21 protein-coding genes and 2 tRNA genes are annotated in these 20,185 nt (G+C 44.7%); 11 read left to right on the top strand and 12 right to left on the bottom strand.

Features of this window, described 5'->3' with window-relative positions; translation table 11 throughout:
* Positions 1-5: 5 nt before the first annotated feature.
* Genes accC through ACYQZ0_RS01415 form a run of 5 tightly spaced genes read right to left on the bottom strand, consistent with a single transcriptional unit; the run spans position 6 to position 4,433 of the window.
* Positions 6-1,424 (bottom strand): acetyl-CoA carboxylase biotin carboxylase subunit, encoded by a 1,419-nt coding sequence (accC, locus tag ACYQZ0_RS01395; protein ID WP_459774666.1) that lies wholly within the window; start codon positions 1,422-1,424, stop codon positions 6-8.
* Entirely contained in the window at positions 1,417-2,043 is a 627-nt protein-coding gene (locus ACYQZ0_RS01400; protein ID WP_459774668.1) for a Uma2 family endonuclease, read from the bottom strand. The genes accC and ACYQZ0_RS01400 overlap by 8 nt, the downstream gene beginning before the upstream one ends.
* Before the next feature lie 36 nt (positions 2,044-2,079).
* Positions 2,080-2,496, bottom strand: a complete 417-nt coding sequence (locus ACYQZ0_RS01405) for an OsmC family protein (RefSeq protein WP_459774670.1) — start codon at positions 2,494-2,496, stop codon at positions 2,080-2,082.
* An 11-nt stretch (positions 2,497-2,507) separates the two neighbouring features.
* Positions 2,508-3,113, bottom strand: a complete 606-nt coding sequence (locus ACYQZ0_RS01410) for a Uma2 family endonuclease (RefSeq protein WP_459774672.1) — start codon at positions 3,111-3,113, stop codon at positions 2,508-2,510.
* A gap of 39 nt (positions 3,114-3,152) precedes the next feature.
* The gene (locus ACYQZ0_RS01415; RefSeq protein ID WP_459774674.1) at positions 3,153-4,433 is read right to left on the bottom strand and encodes an NADP-dependent isocitrate dehydrogenase; all 1,281 of its coding nucleotides are present in this window, start codon (positions 4,431-4,433) and stop codon (positions 3,153-3,155) included.
* A 114-nt stretch (positions 4,434-4,547) separates the two neighbouring features.
* Here ACYQZ0_RS01415 and ACYQZ0_RS01420 point away from each other — a divergent pair, with 114 nt between their 5' ends.
* A complete protein-coding gene (locus ACYQZ0_RS01420; protein WP_459774676.1) occupies positions 4,548-5,207 on the top strand; it encodes an IclR family transcriptional regulator in 660 nt (219 codons plus the stop codon).
* Here the strand turns inward: ACYQZ0_RS01420 and ACYQZ0_RS01425 are convergent.
* A complete protein-coding gene (locus ACYQZ0_RS01425; RefSeq protein ID WP_459774678.1) occupies positions 5,204-7,732 on the bottom strand; it encodes a putative bifunctional diguanylate cyclase/phosphodiesterase in 2,529 nt (842 codons plus the stop codon). The two genes, ACYQZ0_RS01420 and ACYQZ0_RS01425, sit on opposite strands and share 4 nt — an antisense overlap.
* A 25-nt stretch (positions 7,733-7,757) precedes the next feature.
* Here ACYQZ0_RS01425 and metK point away from each other — a divergent pair, with 25 nt between their 5' ends.
* Complete coding sequence (gene metK, locus ACYQZ0_RS01430) at positions 7,758-8,888, top strand: methionine adenosyltransferase (protein WP_459774680.1); 1,131 nt, start codon at positions 7,758-7,760, stop codon at positions 8,886-8,888.
* Here the strand turns inward: metK and ACYQZ0_RS01435 are convergent.
* Positions 8,877-10,025 carry an ATP phosphoribosyltransferase regulatory subunit gene (locus tag ACYQZ0_RS01435; RefSeq protein ID WP_459774681.1) on the bottom strand — a complete coding sequence of 383 codons (1,149 nt, stop codon included), beginning with the start codon at positions 10,023-10,025 and terminating at the stop codon, positions 8,877-8,879. The genes metK and ACYQZ0_RS01435 overlap by 12 nt on opposite strands.
* Positions 10,026-10,042: 17 nt before the next feature.
* Positions 10,043-10,117 (bottom strand) — tRNA-Gly (locus tag ACYQZ0_RS01440).
* Positions 10,118-10,144: 27 nt separating this feature from the next.
* On the opposite strand from ACYQZ0_RS01440, the gene ACYQZ0_RS01445 reads away from it, so the two are divergent.
* From ACYQZ0_RS01445 to ACYQZ0_RS01455, 3 genes are read left to right on the top strand one after another with little or no spacing between them, the layout of a single operon-like run.
* Positions 10,145-10,441, top strand: a complete 297-nt coding sequence (locus ACYQZ0_RS01445; RefSeq protein WP_459774683.1) for a nucleotidyltransferase family protein — start codon at positions 10,145-10,147, stop codon at positions 10,439-10,441.
* Positions 10,432-10,839: an HI0074 family nucleotidyltransferase substrate-binding subunit gene (locus tag ACYQZ0_RS01450; RefSeq protein ID WP_459774684.1), complete on the top strand. Its 408-nt coding sequence runs from the start codon at positions 10,432-10,434 to the stop codon at positions 10,837-10,839. The genes ACYQZ0_RS01445 and ACYQZ0_RS01450 overlap by 10 nt, the downstream gene beginning before the upstream one ends.
* A gap of 12 nt (positions 10,840-10,851) precedes the next feature.
* Positions 10,852-11,661, top strand: coding sequence for an ATP-binding protein (locus ACYQZ0_RS01455; RefSeq protein WP_459774685.1), 810 nt, complete (start codon positions 10,852-10,854; stop codon positions 11,659-11,661).
* On the opposite strand, the gene hemE is transcribed toward ACYQZ0_RS01455, so the two are convergent.
* Both hemE and ACYQZ0_RS01465 read right to left on the bottom strand, forming a co-directional pair.
* Positions 11,639-12,655, bottom strand: a complete 1,017-nt coding sequence (gene hemE / locus ACYQZ0_RS01460) for a uroporphyrinogen decarboxylase (RefSeq protein ID WP_459774686.1) — start codon at positions 12,653-12,655, stop codon at positions 11,639-11,641. The genes ACYQZ0_RS01455 and hemE overlap by 23 nt on opposite strands.
* An 18-nt stretch (positions 12,656-12,673) precedes the next feature.
* A tRNA-Leu gene (locus tag ACYQZ0_RS01465) sits at positions 12,674-12,761 on the bottom strand.
* 28 nt (positions 12,762-12,789) lie between these two features.
* On the opposite strand from ACYQZ0_RS01465, the gene rfaD reads away from it, so the two are divergent.
* On the top strand, positions 12,790-13,722 hold the full coding sequence (gene rfaD, locus ACYQZ0_RS01470; protein WP_459774687.1) for an ADP-glyceromanno-heptose 6-epimerase: 933 nt from the start codon (positions 12,790-12,792) through the stop codon (positions 13,720-13,722).
* The gene (locus tag ACYQZ0_RS01475; protein ID WP_459774688.1) at positions 13,719-14,612 is read left to right on the top strand and encodes a TRC40/GET3/ArsA family transport-energizing ATPase; all 894 of its coding nucleotides are present in this window, start codon (positions 13,719-13,721) and stop codon (positions 14,610-14,612) included. The genes rfaD and ACYQZ0_RS01475 overlap by 4 nt, the downstream gene beginning before the upstream one ends.
* On the opposite strand, the gene mazG is transcribed toward ACYQZ0_RS01475, so the two are convergent.
* Positions 14,595-15,362, bottom strand: a complete 768-nt coding sequence (gene mazG / locus ACYQZ0_RS01480) for a nucleoside triphosphate pyrophosphohydrolase (RefSeq protein WP_459774689.1) — start codon at positions 15,360-15,362, stop codon at positions 14,595-14,597. The genes ACYQZ0_RS01475 and mazG overlap by 18 nt on opposite strands.
* 25 nt (positions 15,363-15,387) lie before the next feature.
* Between mazG and ACYQZ0_RS01485 the strand changes: the two genes are divergently transcribed.
* Genes ACYQZ0_RS01485 through argS form a run of 4 tightly spaced genes read left to right on the top strand, consistent with a single transcriptional unit; the run spans position 15,388 to position 19,493 of the window.
* A complete protein-coding gene (locus ACYQZ0_RS01485; protein ID WP_459774691.1) occupies positions 15,388-16,386 on the top strand; it encodes a DNA double-strand break repair nuclease NurA in 999 nt (332 codons plus the stop codon).
* Positions 16,383-16,820 (top strand): 2-thiouracil desulfurase family protein, encoded by a 438-nt coding sequence (locus ACYQZ0_RS01490; protein ID WP_459774692.1) that lies wholly within the window; start codon positions 16,383-16,385, stop codon positions 16,818-16,820. Before ACYQZ0_RS01485 ends, ACYQZ0_RS01490 begins: the two co-directional genes overlap by 4 nt.
* Before the next feature lie 33 nt (positions 16,821-16,853).
* A complete protein-coding gene (locus ACYQZ0_RS01495; protein ID WP_459774693.1) occupies positions 16,854-17,738 on the top strand; it encodes a KaiC domain-containing protein in 885 nt (294 codons plus the stop codon).
* A 12-nt stretch (positions 17,739-17,750) separates the two neighbouring features.
* Positions 17,751-19,493, top strand: a complete 1,743-nt coding sequence (gene argS, locus ACYQZ0_RS01500) for an arginine--tRNA ligase (RefSeq protein ID WP_459774694.1) — start codon at positions 17,751-17,753, stop codon at positions 19,491-19,493.
* Here the strand turns inward: argS and ACYQZ0_RS01505 are convergent, their stop codons facing one another.
* The gene (locus ACYQZ0_RS01505) at positions 19,494-20,180 is read right to left on the bottom strand and encodes a rhomboid family intramembrane serine protease (protein ID WP_459774695.1); all 687 of its coding nucleotides are present in this window, start codon (positions 20,178-20,180) and stop codon (positions 19,494-19,496) included.
* Positions 20,181-20,185: the final 5 nt, after the last annotated feature.

A 20,185-nucleotide genomic window follows, 5' to 3' on the forward strand; every position in this document is an offset into this window, starting at 1 on the left:
TCGTTTTACAACCCGTGATATGCGGCTATTGCCGCGGATATGAAAGCGACAAAGTCTTCCTTATCCCTGTGCTCTGAGTAATCAAACACTTCTGGGTGTTCTTCAAGGTATTTAGTTGTGAACTTTCCGCTCTTGAAGTCCTTTTCCTTCATTATGTTTATGAGAAGAGGTATGGTTGTCTTAACTCCCGTTATTTCGTAAGTCTCAAGGGCTGCCCTCATCCTCTCAACCGCTTCCTCCCAAGTGGGAGCCCACGTTATCAGCTTCGCTATCATTGAGTCGTAGTAAGGCGTTACCTCAAATCCCCTTGCCGCCGCGTGCTCAACTCTTATTCCAAATCCTCCGGGAACGTAATACCTCTCTATTACTCCCGTGGAGGGAGCAAAGTTATTCTTTGGGTCTTCCGCATTTATTCTGCACTCTATTGCATAACCGTTAAACTTCACATCCTCCTGTTTTATCGTTAGCTTTTCTCCCGCGGCAATCTTTATCTGCCACTTCACTATGTCTATACCGGTTATCATCTCACTCACGGGGTGCTCAACCTGTATACGGGTGTTCATCTCAATGAAGTAGAGATTTCCTTCCTGGTCCGCTATGAACTCCATCGTTCCCGCGTTGTAGTAGCCTATCTCCTTTGCCGCTTTTGTAACTACGTTTCCATAATACTCCCTCTTTTCGGGTGTAAGTATGAGGGAAGGGGCTATCTCAACGAGCTTCTGGTTTCTCCTCTGTATGGAACAATCCCTCTCACCGAGGTGTATCACGTTTCCGTATTTATCCCCGAGAATCTGATACTCTATATGCTTTGGATTTTCTATAAACTTCTCAAGGAGGAGGTCTCCCCTTCCGAAGGCCTTCTCAGCTTCCCTTGAAGCCTGTTCGTAATTCTTGACGAGCTCCTCCTCGTTTCTGCATATCCTTATTCCTCTTCCTCCACCGCCCGCTGTAGCCTTAAGGAGAACGGGATAGCCTATCTCCCTCGCGAGGGCTTTAGCTTCCTCAAGGCTTTTTAGAATTCCGTCCGAACCGGGAACTACGGGAACGCCCGCTTTTTTCATAACCTCCTTTGAACGGGCTTTATCTCCCATAAGCTCTATAACCTTCCAGTGGGGACCTATAAATGTTATTCCCGCCTCTTCGCACATCTTTGCGAATTCCGCATTCTCCGCAAGGAATCCGTATCCAGGGTGTATAGCATCCGCACCGACCTCAAGGGCAAGGTCTATAATCCTTTGTTTGTTCAGGTACGTATCAAGGGGGTCAACACCTATCATATAAGCCTCATCCGCAAGCTTCACATGTCTTGCGGTACTCTCAACCTCGTTATAAATGGCAACCGTGGGAATTCCGAGCTCCTTACAAGCCCTTATTATCCTTACCGCTATCTCACCCCTGTTCGCCACAAGGACTTTATTAAACATCTCCTACCTCCTTTAAGTAATCTTTTACGATTTCGTTTAAGTTAATTCTTATTCCATTCATAACCTCAATATCCTTATTCCAATCCTGTACAAGCCACGGTTTTCCTTTTTCCGCTACCATTACCTTTCTGGGTTTCGTTGTTATCCATATCACTTTTTCCACACCCGCATCAAGTAAATCCTGCGTTTTTTCATACATATAAGATTCAAAGCTTTTGTATCTTGTTAAATCCGCTTTTGTATCAACTTCTATTACGATTTTAGGGGGGACGGGTATGAGTTTATCCTCAAGTAAATAAGGTTTTACCTTTTCTTTTTCAAAGATAGCTATATCAAGATTTCTCCAAGAACCTTTCTGGTATAAGAAACCGAGTTCGTTAAATAAAATTTCATACTTCCTTAAATCAAGCGTTTTTAATAAAAACTCAACTATAAGTCTTATCAAAAAAGCCTGCAGTCCACTACTACCCATAACCGCCTCCGGGGGGAGTTCGCCCTTCAGGACCTTCTCGTATCCTCGGTAGTATATGGGTTTTCCTTTTACTTTTTCATACGTGAGAAGTTTAAGGAGCTCTTTCTTTTCTTCTTTGGATAGCTTCTTTTTCAGCGTTCTTTCCATGCTTTTACTCCCGTAAAAAGGTATATAAAGAGCCCCTCAAAGGAGCTCAACCTTATACTCAATGGGGGCAACCTGATTAACCATGTAAGCTATTGAACAGGTTCCAGGGTTGTATATAACCTTATCAAGGGCTTTCTTTACGTCCTCCTCGCTTACATCTCCTTTAACCTTAACGAAGAGGTAAATCTTTGTGAAAACTTTCGGATACCTGTCCGTTATCCTTTCCGCGTCCGTTTCTATTTCTATGTCCTCAACGTGTTTTCCTTCCTTGTGAAGTGCTTCATATAGGTGTATGCCCACGCATCCCGCTACCGAGTGGAAAAGAAGCTCGGGGGGTCTTATTCCCCTTCCTTTTCCTCCTACATAATCCGCAGCATCAATGGGAACTTCCCTTCCCGCAGGACCAACGCCGACAAAGTGAAAGTCTTCTTTCTGCTTTACCTTAATCTTCATAACGCACCTCCTCAGAGTTTTATTCCCTCATCTTTTAAAAGCTTTTCAAGGTTCAAGCTCACACCCTCAACAACTTCAATGGCTTTGTTCCAGTCCGTTGTTATCCAGTCCTTTCCCTTTTCCGCAATAAGAACTTTTTTAACCTTTGTTATGAACCATATTACCTTTTGAACACCTCCGTTTAATAAGTCATTTGTCTTCTCATACATGTATTCCTCAAAGCTTCCGTATTTTGATAGGTCTGCTTTCGTGTCTATCTCTATTACCACAATAGGTGGCTTTTTCGTGTATTTATCGGAAGGAGTTGAAACTTCATCCTTCTTGTAAATAGCTATATCAAGGCTTCTAAAGTTTTGGGGAGAAAGCATAAAACCGAGTTCATTCGTTAAGGGTATAAAATCCTTTGGTAGGTTTTTGAAGAGATACTTAAGTATTAAGGAAATGATTATAGCTTGCAGTTCACTACTACCCATAACCGCCTCCGGGGGGAGTTCGCCCTTCAGGACCTTCTCGTACCCCCTGTAGTATATGGGCTTTCCCCTTACCTTCTCGTATGTGAGGAGTTTGAGGAGTTTCTTCTTTTCAGCTTCGCTTAAAGAGGTTTCTTTTACCTTCATAACCATAATTTAAGAAAGGTTTATTAAGAAAGAAAAAGGCTAAGAAATCCTGTTTGCTATCTCCTGTGCGAACTCCATTGTTCCCACTTCCTTTGCGTCTATGCCCTGTTTCCTGAAGCCGTTCGCTATATCAGGAGTCCCTATGTGTTCCGCGAGAGTTCTCCTTACAGCTTCGTAAATCTTTTGGGCTGCTTCCTTCCAGCCTATGTATTCAAGCATCATAGCTCCCGAAAGGGTGAGGGAGAGGGGATTTGCTATTCCCTTGCCCGCTATGTCCCAGGCTGTTCCGTGGGTGCTTTCAAAGAGAGCGTAACCGTCCCCTATGTTTCCGCTGGGAACGAAACCGGGACCACCTATAAGGGAAGCGGCAAGGTCAGAAACGTAGTCCCCGTTTAGGTTTTGGGCTATTATTACGTCGTAAGCCTCTGGCTTTAAAACGAGCTGCATTAACATCTGGTCCGTTATCACCTTAACGAGCTTAACCTGTCCTTCCGAGGGCTCAGCTTCAGGGTCCGTTACAACCTTTCCTTTGAACTCCGGTTCCTCCGCAACCTCAAAAGCCCAGTTTATAAAGGCTCCCTCCGTTGCCTTCATTATGTTTCCCTTTCCTATTACCGCTACCATCTTCTTTCCATTCTCAAGGGCATACCTGAGCGCCTTCCTTACGTGTCTCTTCGTTTTGAACTCACTCATCGGCTTTACGGTTATGCCCGCATCTTCGGGGAAGCCTTCTTCCTTTGCCCCCATCTCCTTTATGAGGAACTCCCTCACCTTTTTCGCCTCTTCCGTTCCTGCGAAAAACTCTATGCCCGCATATACGTCATCGGTGTTTTCCCTGAATACAACGAGGTCAACCCTTTCGGGGTTGGGTATGGGAGTGGCCTGTCCCATCCAGTAAACGGGTCTTACAGCGGAGTAGTAATCAAAAGCCCTCCTGAGTGCGGAATTTATAGAGCGGACTCCCTTCCCCACGGGTGTTCCTAGGGGTCCCTTAATGCCCACTATTGATTCTTTCAGAACGTCAAGGGTTTCCTGCGGTAATCTTTCCCCCGTTTTTTCCTCTGCCTTGTCCCCCGCAAGGAGCTCAACCCAGTATATCTTCTTGGAACCGTTATAGGTTTTATCAACAGCGGTATTAACTATAAGGAGCATAGCTTCCGTTATCTCGGGACCTATTCCGTCCCCCTCTATGAAGGGGATTATGGGATTGTCAGGCACTTCAAGGGTCTTGTCCTCTCTCAGCTTTATAAACTCTCCTTCCTGGGGAATTCTTGCCTTTCCTTCCCAGTAGAAAACATTATCAAACGCTGTTTTATTCATGCCCTACCTCCGAAAAGTTAATTGGTAATTTTAATAAGAAGCTCAAGACCTGTCAAGATTTTTAAAACAAAGTGTTAAAACTGTTATAAATACTTACGTATTAAAATCCTTTTTATGCGAACCCTTGAGAAGGCATTTAAGGTTCTTGAATACCTTATGGAAAAGGGAGAAGCGGGAGTAACGGAAATAAGCCAGAAACTGAACCTCAGCAAGAATAACGTATTCAGGGCACTCATAACCTTTGAGGAGCACGGACTCGTTGAGAAGGACGAGGAAACGGAGAAGTATAAACTTTCCGCAAACGCTGTTAGGCTCGGATACGGCTTTACTCAGAAGAACTCCTTTATAAAGCTTTCGGAACCCGTTTTAAAGAACCTGAGGTTTCAATTGAACGAGACCGTTAACCTTGCGGTTCTTGACGATAAGAAGGAATACATCGTTTACGTTGCGGAAGAGGAAACCATTAAACCCGTAAAGGTAAAATCAAGACTCGGGAAACGCTTCACCCTTGATGCGACAACAGCCTCCGCAAAAGCCTTGAGGAAAGCTGTCCTTGGGGAAAGCGGTTTCATATTTGATTACGAATACAGCACCGAGACGGAACTCTCGGGAGGAGCCTGCATAGTCAGGGATTACCTCGGAAAACCCATAGGAGCTATAGAGGTTCTCGCACCCATATACAGACTATCCCTTGATAGACTGAAAAACGAAATAGAGCCCCTTTTAAAGGAGGTTGCCCTTGAACTTTCCCTTAAGCTGGGGTATTGGGATTAAGAACAGGTATCCCTGGGCTCACCTATGAAGTATCCCTGTGCGTAATCCACCCCTATTTCCTTAAGCAGTTTGTATATCTCCTCGTTTTCAACAAATTCCGCTATCGTTTTTATCCCGGCCGTTTTTGCAAGCGTTACCGCACCTATCACGAAAGCCCTGTCAAGCTTACTCTTAACCATTGACCTTATAAACTCACCTTCTATTTTTATAAAATCAATCGGGAAAAGCTTTACGTATGTAAAGGAAGCGAAACCGGAACCGAAATCGTCAAGGGCAAACCTGAAGCCCTCCTTCTTCAACTCCTTTATAAACTCCTCAATTCTCTTTAAATTCCTAACAGTTTCCCTTTCAGTAATTTCAAAAACAATTTTCTCCCTCTTATACCCCGCCTCGTCAACAATTCTCTTTATCTCCTTGAAGAAATCCCTTATGAGTAGCTCCTTGGGAGATATATTGAAGAAGAGTATGGGTTCTTTTCCAGAAGCTTTACACTGCTTTAGAGCTTTCTTTATTACTTTGTAATCAAGCTTGTGGATTATGCCTAAACTTTCCGCTACTTCTATAAACTCACCTGCCGAGAAAACCTTATCTTTATCTTTTATCCTCATAAGCACCTCAAAGGCGAATATATCATTCGTTTTCAGGTCAAGAATGGGCTGGAAGTAGGGAATTACCTTATCGGATTCTATAGCGTTGAGGATTACAAACCCCTTTTGAGTAGTTATTTGGGCGTATTCCCTTATGTCTTCTTCCTCGGGGAATCTGTAACCTCCTTTTCCAAGCGTTTTTACCTTATACATCATGTTATCAGCTACTACGAAGAGCTCCTTTGGGGAAGAGCCGTGTTCCGGGTAAACGGCACCTCCCACCGAGACGCTTAATGTAATTACATTCCCGTCAGGAGCAAGTATCTTAAGCTCGTTTAGGTTGGTTAATAGTCTCTGGACAGCACTCCTTGCGCTTTCCGCATCCGTATAAGGCATTATTACAACGAACTCATCACCTCCGTATCTCGCAAGTAAATCCTCCCTCCTAAAGGTTTTCCTGAGTATTTCCGCAAATTTAAGGATAACGTTATCTCCAAATTCGTGGCCGTATCTGTCGTTCAACATCTTGAAGTTATCAATATCCAGAACAAGCAAGGTGAATTTGTAATTGTGTCTCTTTGCCCTTTCTATTTCGTAAGTGAGAAGCTCCCAAAATACCCTCTGGTTGTATAGCCCCGTAAGGGGGTCCCTGGTTGCGTAATACTCAAGCTCCTGTGTATAAATATTTATCGCTTTAATAGAACCAACAAAGTTAAGAAGCGTTGAGAGCAGACCTTCTATCGCTATAATCTTAGTCTCCTTTTCCGTTTCTAGTAGGTCCACGCCTATTCCCACTATTCCACCTATAAGAGGTTTCCTCAGGAATAGCTTTTTAGTTATGGTCCTGAAATCGCTTATCTCTTTAACCTTTCCGTTCCTCCACAGGATTATGTTCTCAACGTTTACGTTTGGAGAGTTGTTTACCATGTCCCTTCTCTTGAGTTCAGATTTTATTTCCTCAACAACCTTCTCTCTTAGCTTCGTAGAAGGTACGCGGTTCCAGAAAACAACGGCTGAAAAAACGTTAGCGGATTCCCTGAAGACAACAAAGAAGAATATAAAATCAAGGATTTTTGATATATCCTTTAAAATGCTTGATAGAAAACCCTTCCAGTCAACAACGGCTTCCGAGGTTATTAAAAACTTTTCCAGAAGCTTTACCTCAAACTCCAATACCTTCTTATCAATTGCCGTTTCTCTCACCTTTTCTATAAGTTTTCTGTAATCGTCCCTTATTTCATTAAGCTCCTTAAAACCGAAGTCTATGGCTTTATACTCTATTAGAGATAGGTCGTCAAGAGTGTTTACACTTTTTATACTGCTTTCAAGGGCCTTTATTCCCTTACTTAATCGTTTTTTCATAACGTGTGCGAAGAAAAGGGCACCTATTAAAGGAAAAACAGATGCTAAACCTCCGTATAAAAGGATGTTCCTCTTTGCTTCAGCCATTAATTTATTCGTATCTATCCTTACCTCTACTACACCGAGGACATCTCTCTCCTTAGCGTTAACGTGACACCTTAAACAGAGCTTTTTAGCGAGAACGGGATAAGTGTAAACAAAGTAATTACCCTGTTTTTTATAAACCTCCTCTTTTGTGAGGAATGCCTTTATGACCTGAGGAGAAGGAGGAGGTTCCTTAACGGTCCCGAAAAGGGCCTTTACTTTCTCTCCCCTAAATATAAAAACCTTTGTAGGTGCATCCTTATGAGTCTCTTCAAGTCCTTTTAGGAAGTTTATTAAATCCTCCCTGGTCCATCCCCTACTCATTAGGTTGAACATGTCCCTGAAGGTCTGCCTTGCTATACTTCTTGAAAGGGACATGGAATAGTGGTCTATAAGCTTATTTCCAAAGTAAAGGAAGAGGAACGAGGTTATAATGGCTATAATTAATGAAGTTCCAAGGGCAATAAAGAGTATAAATCTGTATAGGCTCATCAGGATAGATTATAATTTCTTCTAAATGTATACCCTCAGGATGGCTGAGTCTCCGACGGAAGGACATCCCGACAAGGTAGCGGACCAGATAGCGGACGCGCTCCTTGACGAGTTCATAAAGAAGGACCCCTTCAGTAAGGTTTCCCTTGAGATAATGGTCACGACTGGGCTCGTTATGGTCGGGGGGGAGCTATCCACGGAGAGCTACGTTGATATTCCCCGAGTGGTCAGAAACGTTATAAAGGATATCGGATACACCCGTCCCGAACTCGGTTTTGATGCGGATACCTGTGCGGTTGTCCAGTCCATAGACGAACAAAGTCCCGAGATAGCCCTCGGTATATCTTCGGAAGGTGCGGGGGATACAGCAATAGTGGTAGGTTATGCAACGAGGGAAGCACCCAACCTTATGCCCTGGCCCATAACTCTTGCCCACAAGATATCAAAGAGAATCTCCGAATACAGGAAGATAGGAAAGTTTCCATTCCTGAGACCGGACGGAAAGGTTCTCATAGCCATGATTTACGAGGACGGAAGACCCTCCTATGTTCACAGCGTAATAGCATACGTTCACCACGACCCGGACATATCCCTTAACAATTTAAGGGAGATGATTATTGAAGAGGTTTTAAGGAAGGAGATACCTGAGGAGTTTATAAACGAGAAAACCCTTTTCAGAGTAAATCCAACGGGAAGGTTCGTTATAGGCGGACCCGTTGCGGATACGGGATTAACGGGAAGAAAGATTGTCTCGGACGCATACGGGGACATAGGGCTTTCCGGGGGGAGTGCCTTCTCGGGGAAGGACCCGACAAAAACGGACCGCTCGGGCTCATACCTTGCGAGAATGATAGCTAAACACATCGTTGCGGGCGGATGGGCGGAAAGATGCCTCGTTCAGATAGGTTATGCCTTCGGTCTTTCGGAGCCCGTAGCCTTTGATATTGAGCTTTTCGGAACGAACAAGGTTGATAAAGAAAAACTCACCGAAGCGGTTAAAAAGGTATTCCCCTTAAAGCCCGCTGAGATTATAGAGTTTCTGGACCTCAGGAAACCCATATATAGGCAGACGTCGGTTTACGGACACTTCGGAAAGGAAAACCTTCCATGGGAGAAGTTAACCCACCTTGACAAACTGAAAGAGCTACTTGATTAACTCAAGGAACTCCCTTATCTTCATACTTACACACTCCTCGGGAGTTGAAAAAACCCTTAAGTTTTCTTCCTCAACAACGAGAACCTCTTTAAAGCCCTTCTCAAAAGCGTAGCTTATTGATTTTTTAAGCTCCCTTTCTATAAGCTCAATGGATACCTTCTTACCCCTATCCCTCAGTATGTCCGCAAGCCTCTTTCCCGTCCCCTTCTTGGAGTTATCAATTATGTAGTAATCCTTTTTTTCAATCTCCTTCGGGAGATAGTCTATAAGCTTTTCAAGGTATACCGCTCCTCCCGTTGCGGGAAAATCCTTCCCGAATAAACTCGAAAGGTTATCGTATCTCCCTCCTCCCGCAACAGCCTGATGCGTATCAAGGTCGTATATCTCAAAGATTATGCCCGTGTAGTAGGGGAATTCCCTCACCTCAAATATATCGTAAGCGAAGGATATTCCCCTTTCTCTCAGCTCCCTTCCGACCCTTATAAGAGATTCCTTTTCTTTCTTCAAAGAACACCTGTCAAGGGAAGTTAAAACTTCTTCTTTATCGGAAATCCTTAAAACTTCAAGTAGATTCTCACCGAGAACTTTCTTAAGCTCCTCAAGATTCCTCTCTGAGAATCCCTTAATAAGCTCTTCCCTTTCTCCGCTCAGCTTTTTAACTATACCCGCATGGCTAAGGATTACCTTCAGGTTTTTAAGTCCTATTTCCTTTAAATACTCTATTAATACATTTATAACCTCAACGTCCGCCTCAAGACTTTCAACGCCTATCAGCTCAACACCCGTCTGAAGCCTCTCAAATCCCTTCTTATCAAGAGAAAATAAACTGCCGAAGTAGTAAAGCTTTTGAGGAAAATGGACATTTTTAAAGCTTGAAACGGTTCTCACAACCTGAGTGGTAAAATCAAGCCGAAGGCTAAAAATCTCCTTGCTCCCGCTCTCCTTAAAGGTTATGGCTTCCCTCGCCTTTTCCCCGAAGGCAAGCTCCTGATACTCGTAAGGCTCAAAGTAAGAAAGATTTATGTAGTCGTATCCGTAAGACTCAAAAACCTTACTCGCCTTCAGAAAAAAGTTTTTTATAAGGTTTGACTCGCCGAGGCTGTAAAACCTTTCTCCCGATATGAGGTAAGGTTTCATATGCTTATTTTAATTCATGGAGCGGGCGACGGGACTCGAACCCGCGACCTGCTGCATGGCAAGCAGCCGCTCTACCACTGAGCTACGCCCGCTTACAAAGTATATATTATAACAATCTCATGAAAGAATACAAGAACCTGGAAACTCTTGAGGAGCTAAAAAACTTCCTGAGGGAGTTCTTTAAAGATGAAGAGGTTGAGGTTTACCTTTTCGGTTCAAGGGCAAAGGGAACACACGGAAAGCATTCGGACGTGGATATAGCAATCTTCTCGGAAAAAGACCTTTCGGATAGGATAACTGTTCTGAGGGAAATACTTGAGGAAAGTAATTTACCCTATGAGGTTGATATAGTTGACCTGAGGGAGGCAGGCTACCTTAAGGAGATTGTAAAAAGGGAAGGAGAAAGATGGATTTAGAGAGGTTTGTTGGAGATTTTAATAAAGCTTTAAGTAGATTGAAAGAAGCCCATAAAAGGGCGGAAGAATTAAAAGGAAGTACGGATTACGAGTTTTTTCGGGACAGCACAATACAGAGGTTTGAATTTACCGTTGAAATAATGTGGAAATCTGTAAAAAGATTTCTTGAAACTTCTGAAGGAATTACCTGCAGGTCTCCAAAGTCCTGTATAAGGGCTTTTTTCACCGCAGGCTTCATTTCCGAAGAGGAAGCGGTCAAACTTTTGAAAATGATAGATGATAGAAACAGAACTTCCCATACGTATCACCAAGAGATTGCTGAAAGCATATATAGGAACATTAAGGAATACATCCCCTTAATGGAAAAGGTATTGAAGATATTGAAAAAAACTCTTTAGTATCATTTCCTTATGAGCATACTGAGGGAGCTTTTAAAGGAGCTTTCCGAATACGTATCTGTGGAGAACTATACCGAGGAGTTTTTTGATAAATACTACGCTTTCAGGATTAAGGGAAGACTTGAGCCCGTGAGGTATCCCCACATTCCACAGCTTGATAAGTTCGTTGGCATAGAAAGGCAGAAAAGTATTCTCCTCAGGAATACGGAGCAGTTCGTCAAAGGTTTTCCCGCAAACGACGTTTTACTTTGGGGAGCAAGGGGAACGGGAAAGTCTTCACTCGTTAAAGCTCTTCTCGGGATATTCGCCTCTGAAGGTCTGAGGTTGATTCAGATAACAAAGAGCGAAATTCCCGAAATAGCTCACCTATACGAGCTTTTGAGGGGGAGAAAAAAGAGGTTCATACTCTTCTTTGATGACCTTTCCTTTGAGCCTGAAGAGGAGTCTTTCAAGCTCCTCAAATCCCTGATGGAGGGGGATATAGAGGAAAGACCTCCCAACGTTCTCGTTTACGCAACCTCAAACAGAAGAAATCTGATTCCCGAAAAAGGAGAGGAAGAGAAGTTCCCGGAGGAGTCCCTTCAGGAAAGGATATCCCTTGTTGAACGATTCGGGATAAGACTCCAGTTCCCCCCAATGGATAAGAGGCTTTACCTTAAGGCGGTAAGCCTATACCTCAGGGATTACAACATTTCCCTGAACGAAGAGATTGAAAGGTCCGCATTGATGTGGGCAACGGAGAGGGGAAGCTTCTCGGGAAGAGTTGCATACCAGTTCGTCAAGGATTACGTGGGAAGGCTCAGGTTAAGGGAAAGCTCTTGACCGTATCAACGAGGAGTTTTACCTTTTTGAACTCCATATCGGGCTGGAGTCCGTGCCCTAGGTTAAAAACGTATCCCGTCTTTACGGGAACTCGCTTTAGTAGGTATAAGGTCCTTTCCTTTATCACCTCTTCCCTTGCGTAAAGAATCGTCGGTTCTAAATTTCCCTGAAGGGCTTTATCGGTGTAGTTGAAAGCTTCCGCTATATCAATGCTCCAGTCAAGAGAAAGGGCATCCGCGGGATAATCAACCGCGGTATCAAAGAAGGAAGAAGAGCCCCTGAAGAAGTATATAACGGGGACGTCCGAGAAGGATTTTATCTCAGATAATAAGTAATTCGTGAATGGATAAACGTACTCGTCGTAATCCTCCGCACTAAGGTTATTCACCCAGCTGTCAAAGACCTGAATAACGTCCGCTCCTGCCTTTATCTGTTCCTTGAGGTAAGATATTAACGCTTCCGTGAGGAGCTCCATTATCCTTTTGAACTCCTTCGGATTTTCCCACATAAAGAGCTTCGTCTTCCTGAACTCCCTTGAAGCTCCCCCCTCTATGAGGTAGGAAAAGAGCGTGAAGGGAGCGCCCGAGAAGCCTATCACGGGAACCTCATCCTGCAGGCTTTTAACCCTCTTTATTACCTCGTAAACGTATGCGTTTTCTTCGGGGCTGTAGGGCTTCAGGTCCTCATACCTTCCGCTCCATCGGAGCTTGGGTCCCTCTCCCTCCTGAAAGCTCACCTCAACCCCCATAGCTTCCAGGGGAACGAGTATATCGGAGAATATGATTACCGCATCAACCCCGAGAAGCCTCAAGGGAAGAAGGGATATCTCGGTTGCAAGCTCAACGTTCTTACACAGCTCAAGGAAGTTCCTCACACGTTTTCTTATCTCCCTGTATTGGGGCATGTATCTTCCCGCCTGTCTCATGAGCCAAACGGGATACCGCTCTATCGGTTCTTTTCTTAAGCTCCTGAGAAGAAGGTCGTTTTTGGGCATGGGATTATTTTAAGGGATTGGTGCCGGTGGCGGGAGTCGAACCCGCACGCCCGTGAAGGGCAGGGGATTTTGAATCCCCCGCGTCTGCCAGTTCCGCCACACCGGCTCCCTAAATAAATTATAGTATTACACTTATGAACATTCTCATAACCGGCGGTGCGGGATTTATCGGTTCAAATCTCGCCTTTGCCCTTCAGGAGAAGTATCCCCGGGCAAAGATTTACGTTCTTGATAACTTCTCCTCGGGGCACTTTAAGAACCTTATAGGATTTAAAGGCGAGGTTATAACGGGAGACATAACAGACAGGGAGCTCTGGGACTACATAGGAAAGAAATTCAGGTTTGACGTCATATTCCACGAGGCTGCTATAACGGATACGACGGTTATGGACCAGTTCCTCATGATGAGGACGAACGCGGACTCCTTCAGGTATATACTTGACCTTGCGGTAAAATGGGGGGCGAAGGTAATATACGCCTCTTCCGCAGGCGTTTACGGAAACACGCCCCCCCCTATGAGGGAGGATTACGGGCTTGAACCCGAAAATATTTACGGATTTTCAAAGCTCATGATGGACCACATAGCTAAGGAGTATATGGAAAAGCACCCCGAGATAAACATAGTTGGCTTCAGGTATTTCAACGTTTACGGACCCCGCGAGGAGTATAAGGGAAAGACCGCAAGTATGATTTACCAGCTTGCGGTAAAGATGTTAAAGGGAGAAAAACCGAGACTCTTTAAGTGGGGAGAGCAGAGAAGGGACTTCGTTTACATAAAGGACGTGATAAAGGCAAACCTTCTCGCCCTTGAGAGGAACGTTTCGGGCATATTCAACGTGGGAACAGGAAGGGCAAGGAGCTTTAACGAGATTGTGAAAATACTGAACAGGGAGCTCGGAACTAATTACGAGGTTGAGTATTTTGACTGCCCCTACGACTTTTACCAGGAGTTTACGGAAGCGGACCTCACGAAGATTAGGGAAGCCCTCGGATATGAGCCTACCTATTCCCTTGAGGAAGGCATAAAGGACTACCTTCCCTATATACGTTCAAAGGTAAAGAGATGAAGGTTTACTTTTTCGGGGGAAAAGGAGGAGTAGGGAAGACGACCCTCTCTTCCGCTTACGCTGTGAAGCTATCAGAAGAAGGGAAGAAAGTTCTCCTAATTTCCACGGACCCCGCCCACTCCCTCTCGGACGTGTTTAATATCCCCATAGATGGAGAGGCAAAGATAAACGAGAAACTAACCCTTAAGGAGATAGATATTCAGAAAAGCCTTAAAGATTACACGAATAGAGTTTTTGAACTATCAAGAGCCCTTCTTAAGCCCGAATCCCTAAAACAGCTTGAGGGCATACTCCACTCCCTTGAAGAAAGCCCGGGAATAGAGGATACGGTAATCCTTGAGGAGCTTACAAAGGAAATCGTTTATAAATATGAGGATTATGACGCTTTTGTTATTGATACCGCACCCACGGGGCACACCCTGGGACTTCTGAAAACGGTCGGGAGACTCTCTTCCTTTTTTGAAGAAGTGATAAAAATGAAGGCAAAACTTGAAGAGCTAAAAAAGGCTTCGGGAAAGGAATACGTATCAAGAAGTCTTGAATACATAGAAGAGAGGAAAAAGAGGTTTGAAAAGTTTTCAAAAATAGTTTACACCTCTTCCGAGTTTATTCCCGTTCTCACCCCCGAAAAGCTCCCCATAGAAGAGACGACGAGACTCATAAAATCCCTTGAGCACAAAGGCATAAAGGTTAGGAGAATTATAGTCAACAAGGTTCTTCCCCAAAACCTTAAAGATGAGTTCTCAAGGAAAAGAAGGGAGAACCAGGAGAGGTATATAAAGGAGATTGAGGAGAGGTTTAAAAAACTTGAGAGGATTTACATACCCCTCAGGGAGACGGATATCGTGGGATACGAAGAGCTGAAAAAATTATCATCCCTTCTCTTCTAAGGATTTTGCCTCAAGCCAGAGCCTGTCCATCTCCTCAAGACTCATATCCTCAAGCCTCTTCCCCATCTCCTTAGCCTTCTTCTCTATGTAAGAGAATCGTCTTATGAACCTTTCGTTGGCTTCCTGGAGGGCTTCTTCTGCGTCAACGCCCACGAAACGGGCAAGCTCAACCACAGCGGTGAGTATGTCCCCAATTTCGTGCTTTATATTCTCTCTGTCGTTCTTCTCAAGGGACTCTTTTAGCTCCTGTATCTCTTCCTCAATCTTCTCAAAAACCTGGTTTATGTTTTCAAAGTCAAAACCTACCTGGGAAGCCCTGTCCTGGAGCTTCTGGGAACGCATTAATGCGGGAAGGTGCTTGGGAACTCCCTCAAATATGCTCTTCCTCTTCTCCATCTTCTTTTTCTCCCAGTTTTTAAGAACCTCTTCCGGCTTCTCGTTTCCGAAAACGTGGGGATGTCTCTCTATAAGCTTTCTCACAAGTGTGTCTATAACATCGTTTATATCAAAAGCTCCCCTTTCCTTTGCTATCTGAGAGTGGAAAACAACCTGAAGGAGGAGGTCTCCCAGCTCCTCCTTTAACTTCTCGTCATCCTTGCTGTCTATGGCATCAAGAACCTCGTAAGCCTCCTCTATGAGATACTTCTTCAGGCTCTCGTGAGTCTGCTCCCTATCCCACGGACACTTTTTCCTCAGCTCTTCCATAACCTTTATCAAATCTTCAAATGTATACCTCTTTTTATCCCTCATAATTTAATACATATAGGAGGATATTATGCCAAGATGGGGAAAATTTAGAATTTCATTTGATAGCTGGAAGCTCCTCTCTCTGGATAACCACGTATTGGAGGAATCAAACGAGATAGGGGACGTAAAGGTAGAAACCGATAAATGGGGGCCCATAAAAGGTGGAATTCCCGAGGAATTTAACGAGAAAAGTTTAAATATAGCCTTTGTAGATGGAGTAAGAAGAACGGAAAACGTCGTTTATATAGAGGACACAAGCCAGCCCGTTGTTGTTGAAGGAGCTTTTGTTTCCTTGGGTGCGGGCGCACTCGTATTAAATTACGGAAGGATAAACGAGCTTGAAAGCTCCCTCAAAGAGTGCACAATAAAACGATACTTTCTCCTGAGGGAAAAGGTTGAGATAGGGAGCCCGAAAATAAGGTTTTCCTCCCAAGGGGGAGTTATTGAGTTTGAGGTTGAGACAGCAAATAAGGAGCTATCCCCCTACGTAAACGAGCTCATGGCGGCCATGGAGCTTGAAGTTGCAAGGAAGGTTTACGAGGGTAAAATGGCGGATTTGATAATAACGGACGGAACACTACACTACATAGCGAAGATAAGAAACTACCCCTTCGTTGGATACATAAAGAAGCATAAGAGGATTTACGTTTATCCCGAACACGTTGAGGTTTTAAGAAAAATGAAGGTTGGTGAGAGAACGCCCATTATCCTCATTCACTCCCAGCCCACGATGAACGGGAACAACACCTCAAACCTTGATAAGTTCACTTGGTATGTTAAACTGAGCGAAGGGGAGGGAATAACGAGCCTCGCAAGACTTGAGGTTCCGGCGGAGATAGGAATAGATAAAGCTATAAAGCTCGCGGACCTAACCGCATACCTCATTCCTAAGTTCTCATCAAGGGAGTTCAACGAAAGAAGAGCTCCCCAGAACCTTATACCAATAAAATACCTTGAAACATTCCTGAGACACAGGCTCGGAAGCCAGTCCCTCATAAGAAGGCTGATAGCCCAGTATATGAAATGAAGAGAGTTCTCGTGAGCAAATGCCTTCTTGAGTGTTGCTACAGATACGACTCAAGGGACGTGAGAGTAAGGGAACTGGAAGAAAAACTGAAGGATTGCGAGGTTATAACAATATGTCCCGAGGTTGAGCTTTTATCCCTTCCCGTTCCAAGACCGAGGCTCAAGTTCGTTCCAACAAAGGAAGGAGTTAGACTCCTTAAGGAGGACGAAGGGAAGGATTTAACCGAAGAACTGAGGAAGAAGGTAAGGGAGTTTTTAAGTTCCATAGGAAGGATTGACGAGGCGTATTTAAAAAGCAAGTCCCCGAGTTGCGGTGTTGGAGACGCTAAGGTTTACAGATGTCTTGAGTGTGAAGAGGAAGTGGGAAGGAGGGACGGAATTCTAACGGAAGAACTTAAAAAAGCCTTTCCCGATGCAAAGATACACAAGTTGTAAAATAAAGCCTAAGACCCCTTAGGGAGGTGGAATATGGACAGGGAATACAAACGCTACCACGAAGAGGAACACGAAAAACCGAGGGTAATAGAGGAAGGTATATGGGTTGCGGAAGAGGCCATAAAGAAGGCTCCCAAGCTTGAGGGCGTTCCCACGGGCGTTGAAGGACTTGATGACCTTTTCTTTAAAACGGAGCTCCAGGACGGAAAGGTTGTGAAGAAGCCCCTTGGGGGAATACCGAGGTATGCGGTTGTTAACATAACGGGTGTTTCCGACACGGGAAAGTCCCTTATGGTTGAACAGTATACGGTAAAGCAGGCGGAAAGGGGAGAGCCTGTAGCTTTCATAACCGTTGAGAGTCCAGCACCCTTCGTCACCATGGGACTCAGGGAAAGGGCAACCGCCATGGGAATAGACTTTGAAAAGATAAAGGACAAGATAATACTCATAGATGCGGCAAGCCACGCAACCCTCAGGGAAAATATACCGAACCTTCTCGCAACCCTCGCCCACGTCATAAAGACCTACAAGGTAAGGCACACGATAATAGACTCAATAACTGGACTCTACGAAGCAAAGGAGATGCTCGCAAGAACGATTGTCAGACAGCTCTTTAACTTCATGAAGAAGTGGTATCAAACAGCCCTTTTCGTTTCCCAGAAGAGAAGCTCCCACGAGGAGCTATCCGCAGAGGCTGCGGGAGGTTTCGCTATAAGCCACATAGTTGACTGTACGATGGTTCTCGCAAAGGAGCTTATAATGACCAAGTATCAAGCTCAGATTTATAAAAAGGAAATCGGGGATATAGTAAGGCTCTTCAGGATAGACGGGTGTCGTTTATGCGGACACGACACGAAAACCCACTTTATGGAGATTACCGAGACGGGACTCGTAAAGATAGGACCTCCCCTCAGGTAAAATAAATCCTCTATGAAAGAACTCGTAAGGGAAAAGGTAGAAAAAGCCCTAAAGGAGATTTACGGGATTGAGAAGAAGGAGTTTAAGGTAGAAAAACCCAAGGAAGAAAACTTAGGAGACCTCGCCACAAACGTTGCCTTTCTCCTCGCAAGGGAGCTCAAAAAACCCCCCGTAAAGATAGCCGAGGAGCTTTCGGAAGAGTTAAGAAAGGACAAAACCTTTAAGAACGTTGAGGCGGTAAAGGGCTTTATAAACTTCCGTTTCTCTTTTGATTTTCTGAAAGAAGAGTTCAAGAAGCTCCTCTCAATGGGGGAGGAGTACTTCAGGGAGAACCTCGGAAATAAAATGAGGGTTCAGGTTGAGTATGTGAGTGCGAACCCGACGGGCCCCCTTCATTTGGGACACGGGAGGGGTGCGGTCGTAGGGGATACCCTCTCAAGACTTCTTAAGTTTTTCAATTACGAGGTTACGAGGGAGTATTACATAAACGATGCGGGAAGACAGGTTTACCTTCTTGGTGTGTCAATCCTTTACAGATACCTTGAGGATTGCAAGGAAAGGGACGAGAAGCTTTTTAAGGAGATAAAGGAAATCTTTGAAAAGGACGGATACAGGGGAGAGTATATAAAGGAAATTGCGGACAGGGTTAGGAGCTTAATCGGTGAGGAACTCTGCAAAGAAAGGGATTTAAATAAACTCAGGGAGTTAATACTCTCAAAAGAAAAGGAGATTAACTACCTAAGGAGATATGAACCCAAAGATGTCGCTGAGCTTTTAGCCCTTTACGGGCTTGACCTTATGCTGAAGGAGATAAAGGAAGACCTCTCCCTTATAGGGATAGAGTTTGACGTCTGGTTCAGCGAAAGGAGTTTATACGACGAGGGACTCGTTGAGGAGCTCATAAACCTCTTAAAGGAAAAGGGATACGTTTACGAGAAGGATGGAGCCCTCTGGCTTAAAACCTCGGAGTTCGGGGACGACAAGGACAGGGTTATTAGACGCTCCGACGGAACCTATACCTACTTCGCCTCGGACATAGCCTACCACTACAACAAGTTCAAGAGAGGATTTGAGAAGGTGATAAACGTATGGGGTGCGGACCACCACGGATACATACCGAGGGTAAAAGCTGCGATAAAGATGCTGGGTATAAAAGAGGACTGGCTTGAGCTACTCCTCGTCCAGATGGTAAAGCTCTTCAGGGGCGGGAAAGAGGTAAAGATGTCAAAAAGGGCGGGGACCTTCGTAACCTTAAGGGAGCTCCTTGAAGAAGTCGGACCGGACGCGGTAAGGTTTATATTCCTCACAAAGAGAAGCGACACACCCCTTGACTTCGACGTTGACAGGGCAAAGGAAAAGAGCTCGGAAAACCCCGTTTACTACGTCCAGTATGCTCACGCAAGAATAGCGGGAATTCTGAGGGAGTTTAAAGAGAGGTATAACAGAGAGATAACGAAGGAAGAGCTCTTAAACTACGTTGATTATCTCTCGGAAGAGGCGGAAGAGAAGCTCATAAAGAAGCTCCTCTTTTTCAAAGATGAGCTAATAGACATTGTTCAGAGGAGGGAGCCCCATCTCCTTACCTACTACCTGATAGACCTTGCGGGGGATTTCCACCACTACTACAACCACCACAGGATACTGGGAATGGAGGAAAAAGTTATGCTATCAAGGCTTGCCCTCGCAATAGGAGTAAAGGAAGTAATAAGGCTGGGGCTCGGACTCATGGGTGTGAGTGCCCCCGAAAGGATGTAGTTAGACGTAGTAGCGCTTTCTGTAGAAGAAGTCAACGAGGAGGTATCCCGTTATGAATCCACCTATGTGGGCATACCAGGCGACACCCCCGTATCCTATAAAGGGGAGGGTAACTATGCCGTTTACAATTTGAATGAAGAACCACATGCCTATGAAGATTACAGCGGGGAGTTCCATAAGGGTGAGAAATATAAACACGGGAACGAGGGCAAGAACTCTTGCGTGGGGAAAGAGCTTCATGTAAGCCCCGAGAACTCCGCTAATAGCACCGCTTGCCCCGACCATAGGAACGTTAGCTCCCCCGAAGGCAAGGCTTATAAAGGTCTGGCTGAGTGCCGCACCGAGCCCACAGAGTATGTAAAAAATGATGTACCTAAATTTTCCGAGCCTGTCCTCAACGTTATCCCCGAAAATCCATAAAAACCACATATTGCCCAAGATGTGCCCCCAGCTCCCGTGGAGAAACATATGGGTGATGAGGGTGTAGGGCTTTTGGGGAAGCTCCGCGGGAACGAGTCCCCACTCTCTCAAAAAGAGCTCAAAGACGGTTATCTGCCCCTGAAGGGTGTAAATAATATCGTCGGTGAGACTCCACTCGTAGAGCCATATTGCGGAACAAAGGAGGATTATTGTCAGGTTAACTATCGGGAAACTTCTTGACGGATTTACATCCTTTATAGGAATCATAGCTT

The sequence above is a fragment of the Aquifex pyrophilus genome (genome assembly GCF_054656935.1).

Coding starts and splice junctions, on each gene's coding strand:
- ACYQZ0_RS01435 (WP_459774681.1), bottom strand. CDS start 10,025: ATGAAACCTTACCTCATATCGGGAGAAAGGTTTTACAGCCTCGGCGAG.
- ACYQZ0_RS01405 (WP_459774670.1), bottom strand. CDS start 2,496: ATGAAGATTAAGGTAAAGCAGAAAGAAGACTTTCACTTTGTCGGCGTT.
- ACYQZ0_RS01445 (WP_459774683.1), top strand. CDS start 10,145: ATGAAAGAATACAAGAACCTGGAAACTCTTGAGGAGCTAAAAAACTTC.
- ACYQZ0_RS01475 (WP_459774688.1), top strand. CDS start 13,719: ATGAAGGTTTACTTTTTCGGGGGAAAAGGAGGAGTAGGGAAGACGACC.
- mazG (WP_459774689.1), bottom strand. CDS start 15,362: ATGAGGGATAAAAAGAGGTATACATTTGAAGATTTGATAAAGGTTATG.
- ACYQZ0_RS01415 (WP_459774674.1), bottom strand. CDS start 4,433: ATGAATAAAACAGCGTTTGATAATGTTTTCTACTGGGAAGGAAAGGCA.
- argS (WP_459774694.1), top strand. CDS start 17,751: ATGAAAGAACTCGTAAGGGAAAAGGTAGAAAAAGCCCTAAAGGAGATT.
- rfaD (WP_459774687.1), top strand. CDS start 12,790: ATGAACATTCTCATAACCGGCGGTGCGGGATTTATCGGTTCAAATCTC.
- accC (WP_459774666.1), bottom strand. CDS start 1,424: ATGTTTAATAAAGTCCTTGTGGCGAACAGGGGTGAGATAGCGGTAAGG.
- ACYQZ0_RS01490 (WP_459774692.1), top strand. CDS start 16,383: ATGAAGAGAGTTCTCGTGAGCAAATGCCTTCTTGAGTGTTGCTACAGA.
- ACYQZ0_RS01505 (WP_459774695.1), bottom strand. CDS start 20,180: ATGATTCCTATAAAGGATGTAAATCCGTCAAGAAGTTTCCCGATAGTT.
- ACYQZ0_RS01400 (WP_459774668.1), bottom strand. CDS start 2,043: ATGGAAAGAACGCTGAAAAAGAAGCTATCCAAAGAAGAAAAGAAAGAG.
- ACYQZ0_RS01450 (WP_459774684.1), top strand. CDS start 10,432: ATGGATTTAGAGAGGTTTGTTGGAGATTTTAATAAAGCTTTAAGTAGA.
- ACYQZ0_RS01425 (WP_459774678.1), bottom strand. CDS start 7,732: ATGAGCCTATACAGATTTATACTCTTTATTGCCCTTGGAACTTCATTA.
- ACYQZ0_RS01495 (WP_459774693.1), top strand. CDS start 16,854: ATGGACAGGGAATACAAACGCTACCACGAAGAGGAACACGAAAAACCG.
- ACYQZ0_RS01455 (WP_459774685.1), top strand. CDS start 10,852: ATGAGCATACTGAGGGAGCTTTTAAAGGAGCTTTCCGAATACGTATCT.
- metK (WP_459774680.1), top strand. CDS start 7,758: ATGTATACCCTCAGGATGGCTGAGTCTCCGACGGAAGGACATCCCGAC.
- ACYQZ0_RS01410 (WP_459774672.1), bottom strand. CDS start 3,113: ATGAAGGTAAAAGAAACCTCTTTAAGCGAAGCTGAAAAGAAGAAACTC.
- ACYQZ0_RS01420 (WP_459774676.1), top strand. CDS start 4,548: ATGCGAACCCTTGAGAAGGCATTTAAGGTTCTTGAATACCTTATGGAA.
- ACYQZ0_RS01485 (WP_459774691.1), top strand. CDS start 15,388: ATGCCAAGATGGGGAAAATTTAGAATTTCATTTGATAGCTGGAAGCTC.
- hemE (WP_459774686.1), bottom strand. CDS start 12,655: ATGCCCAAAAACGACCTTCTTCTCAGGAGCTTAAGAAAAGAACCGATA.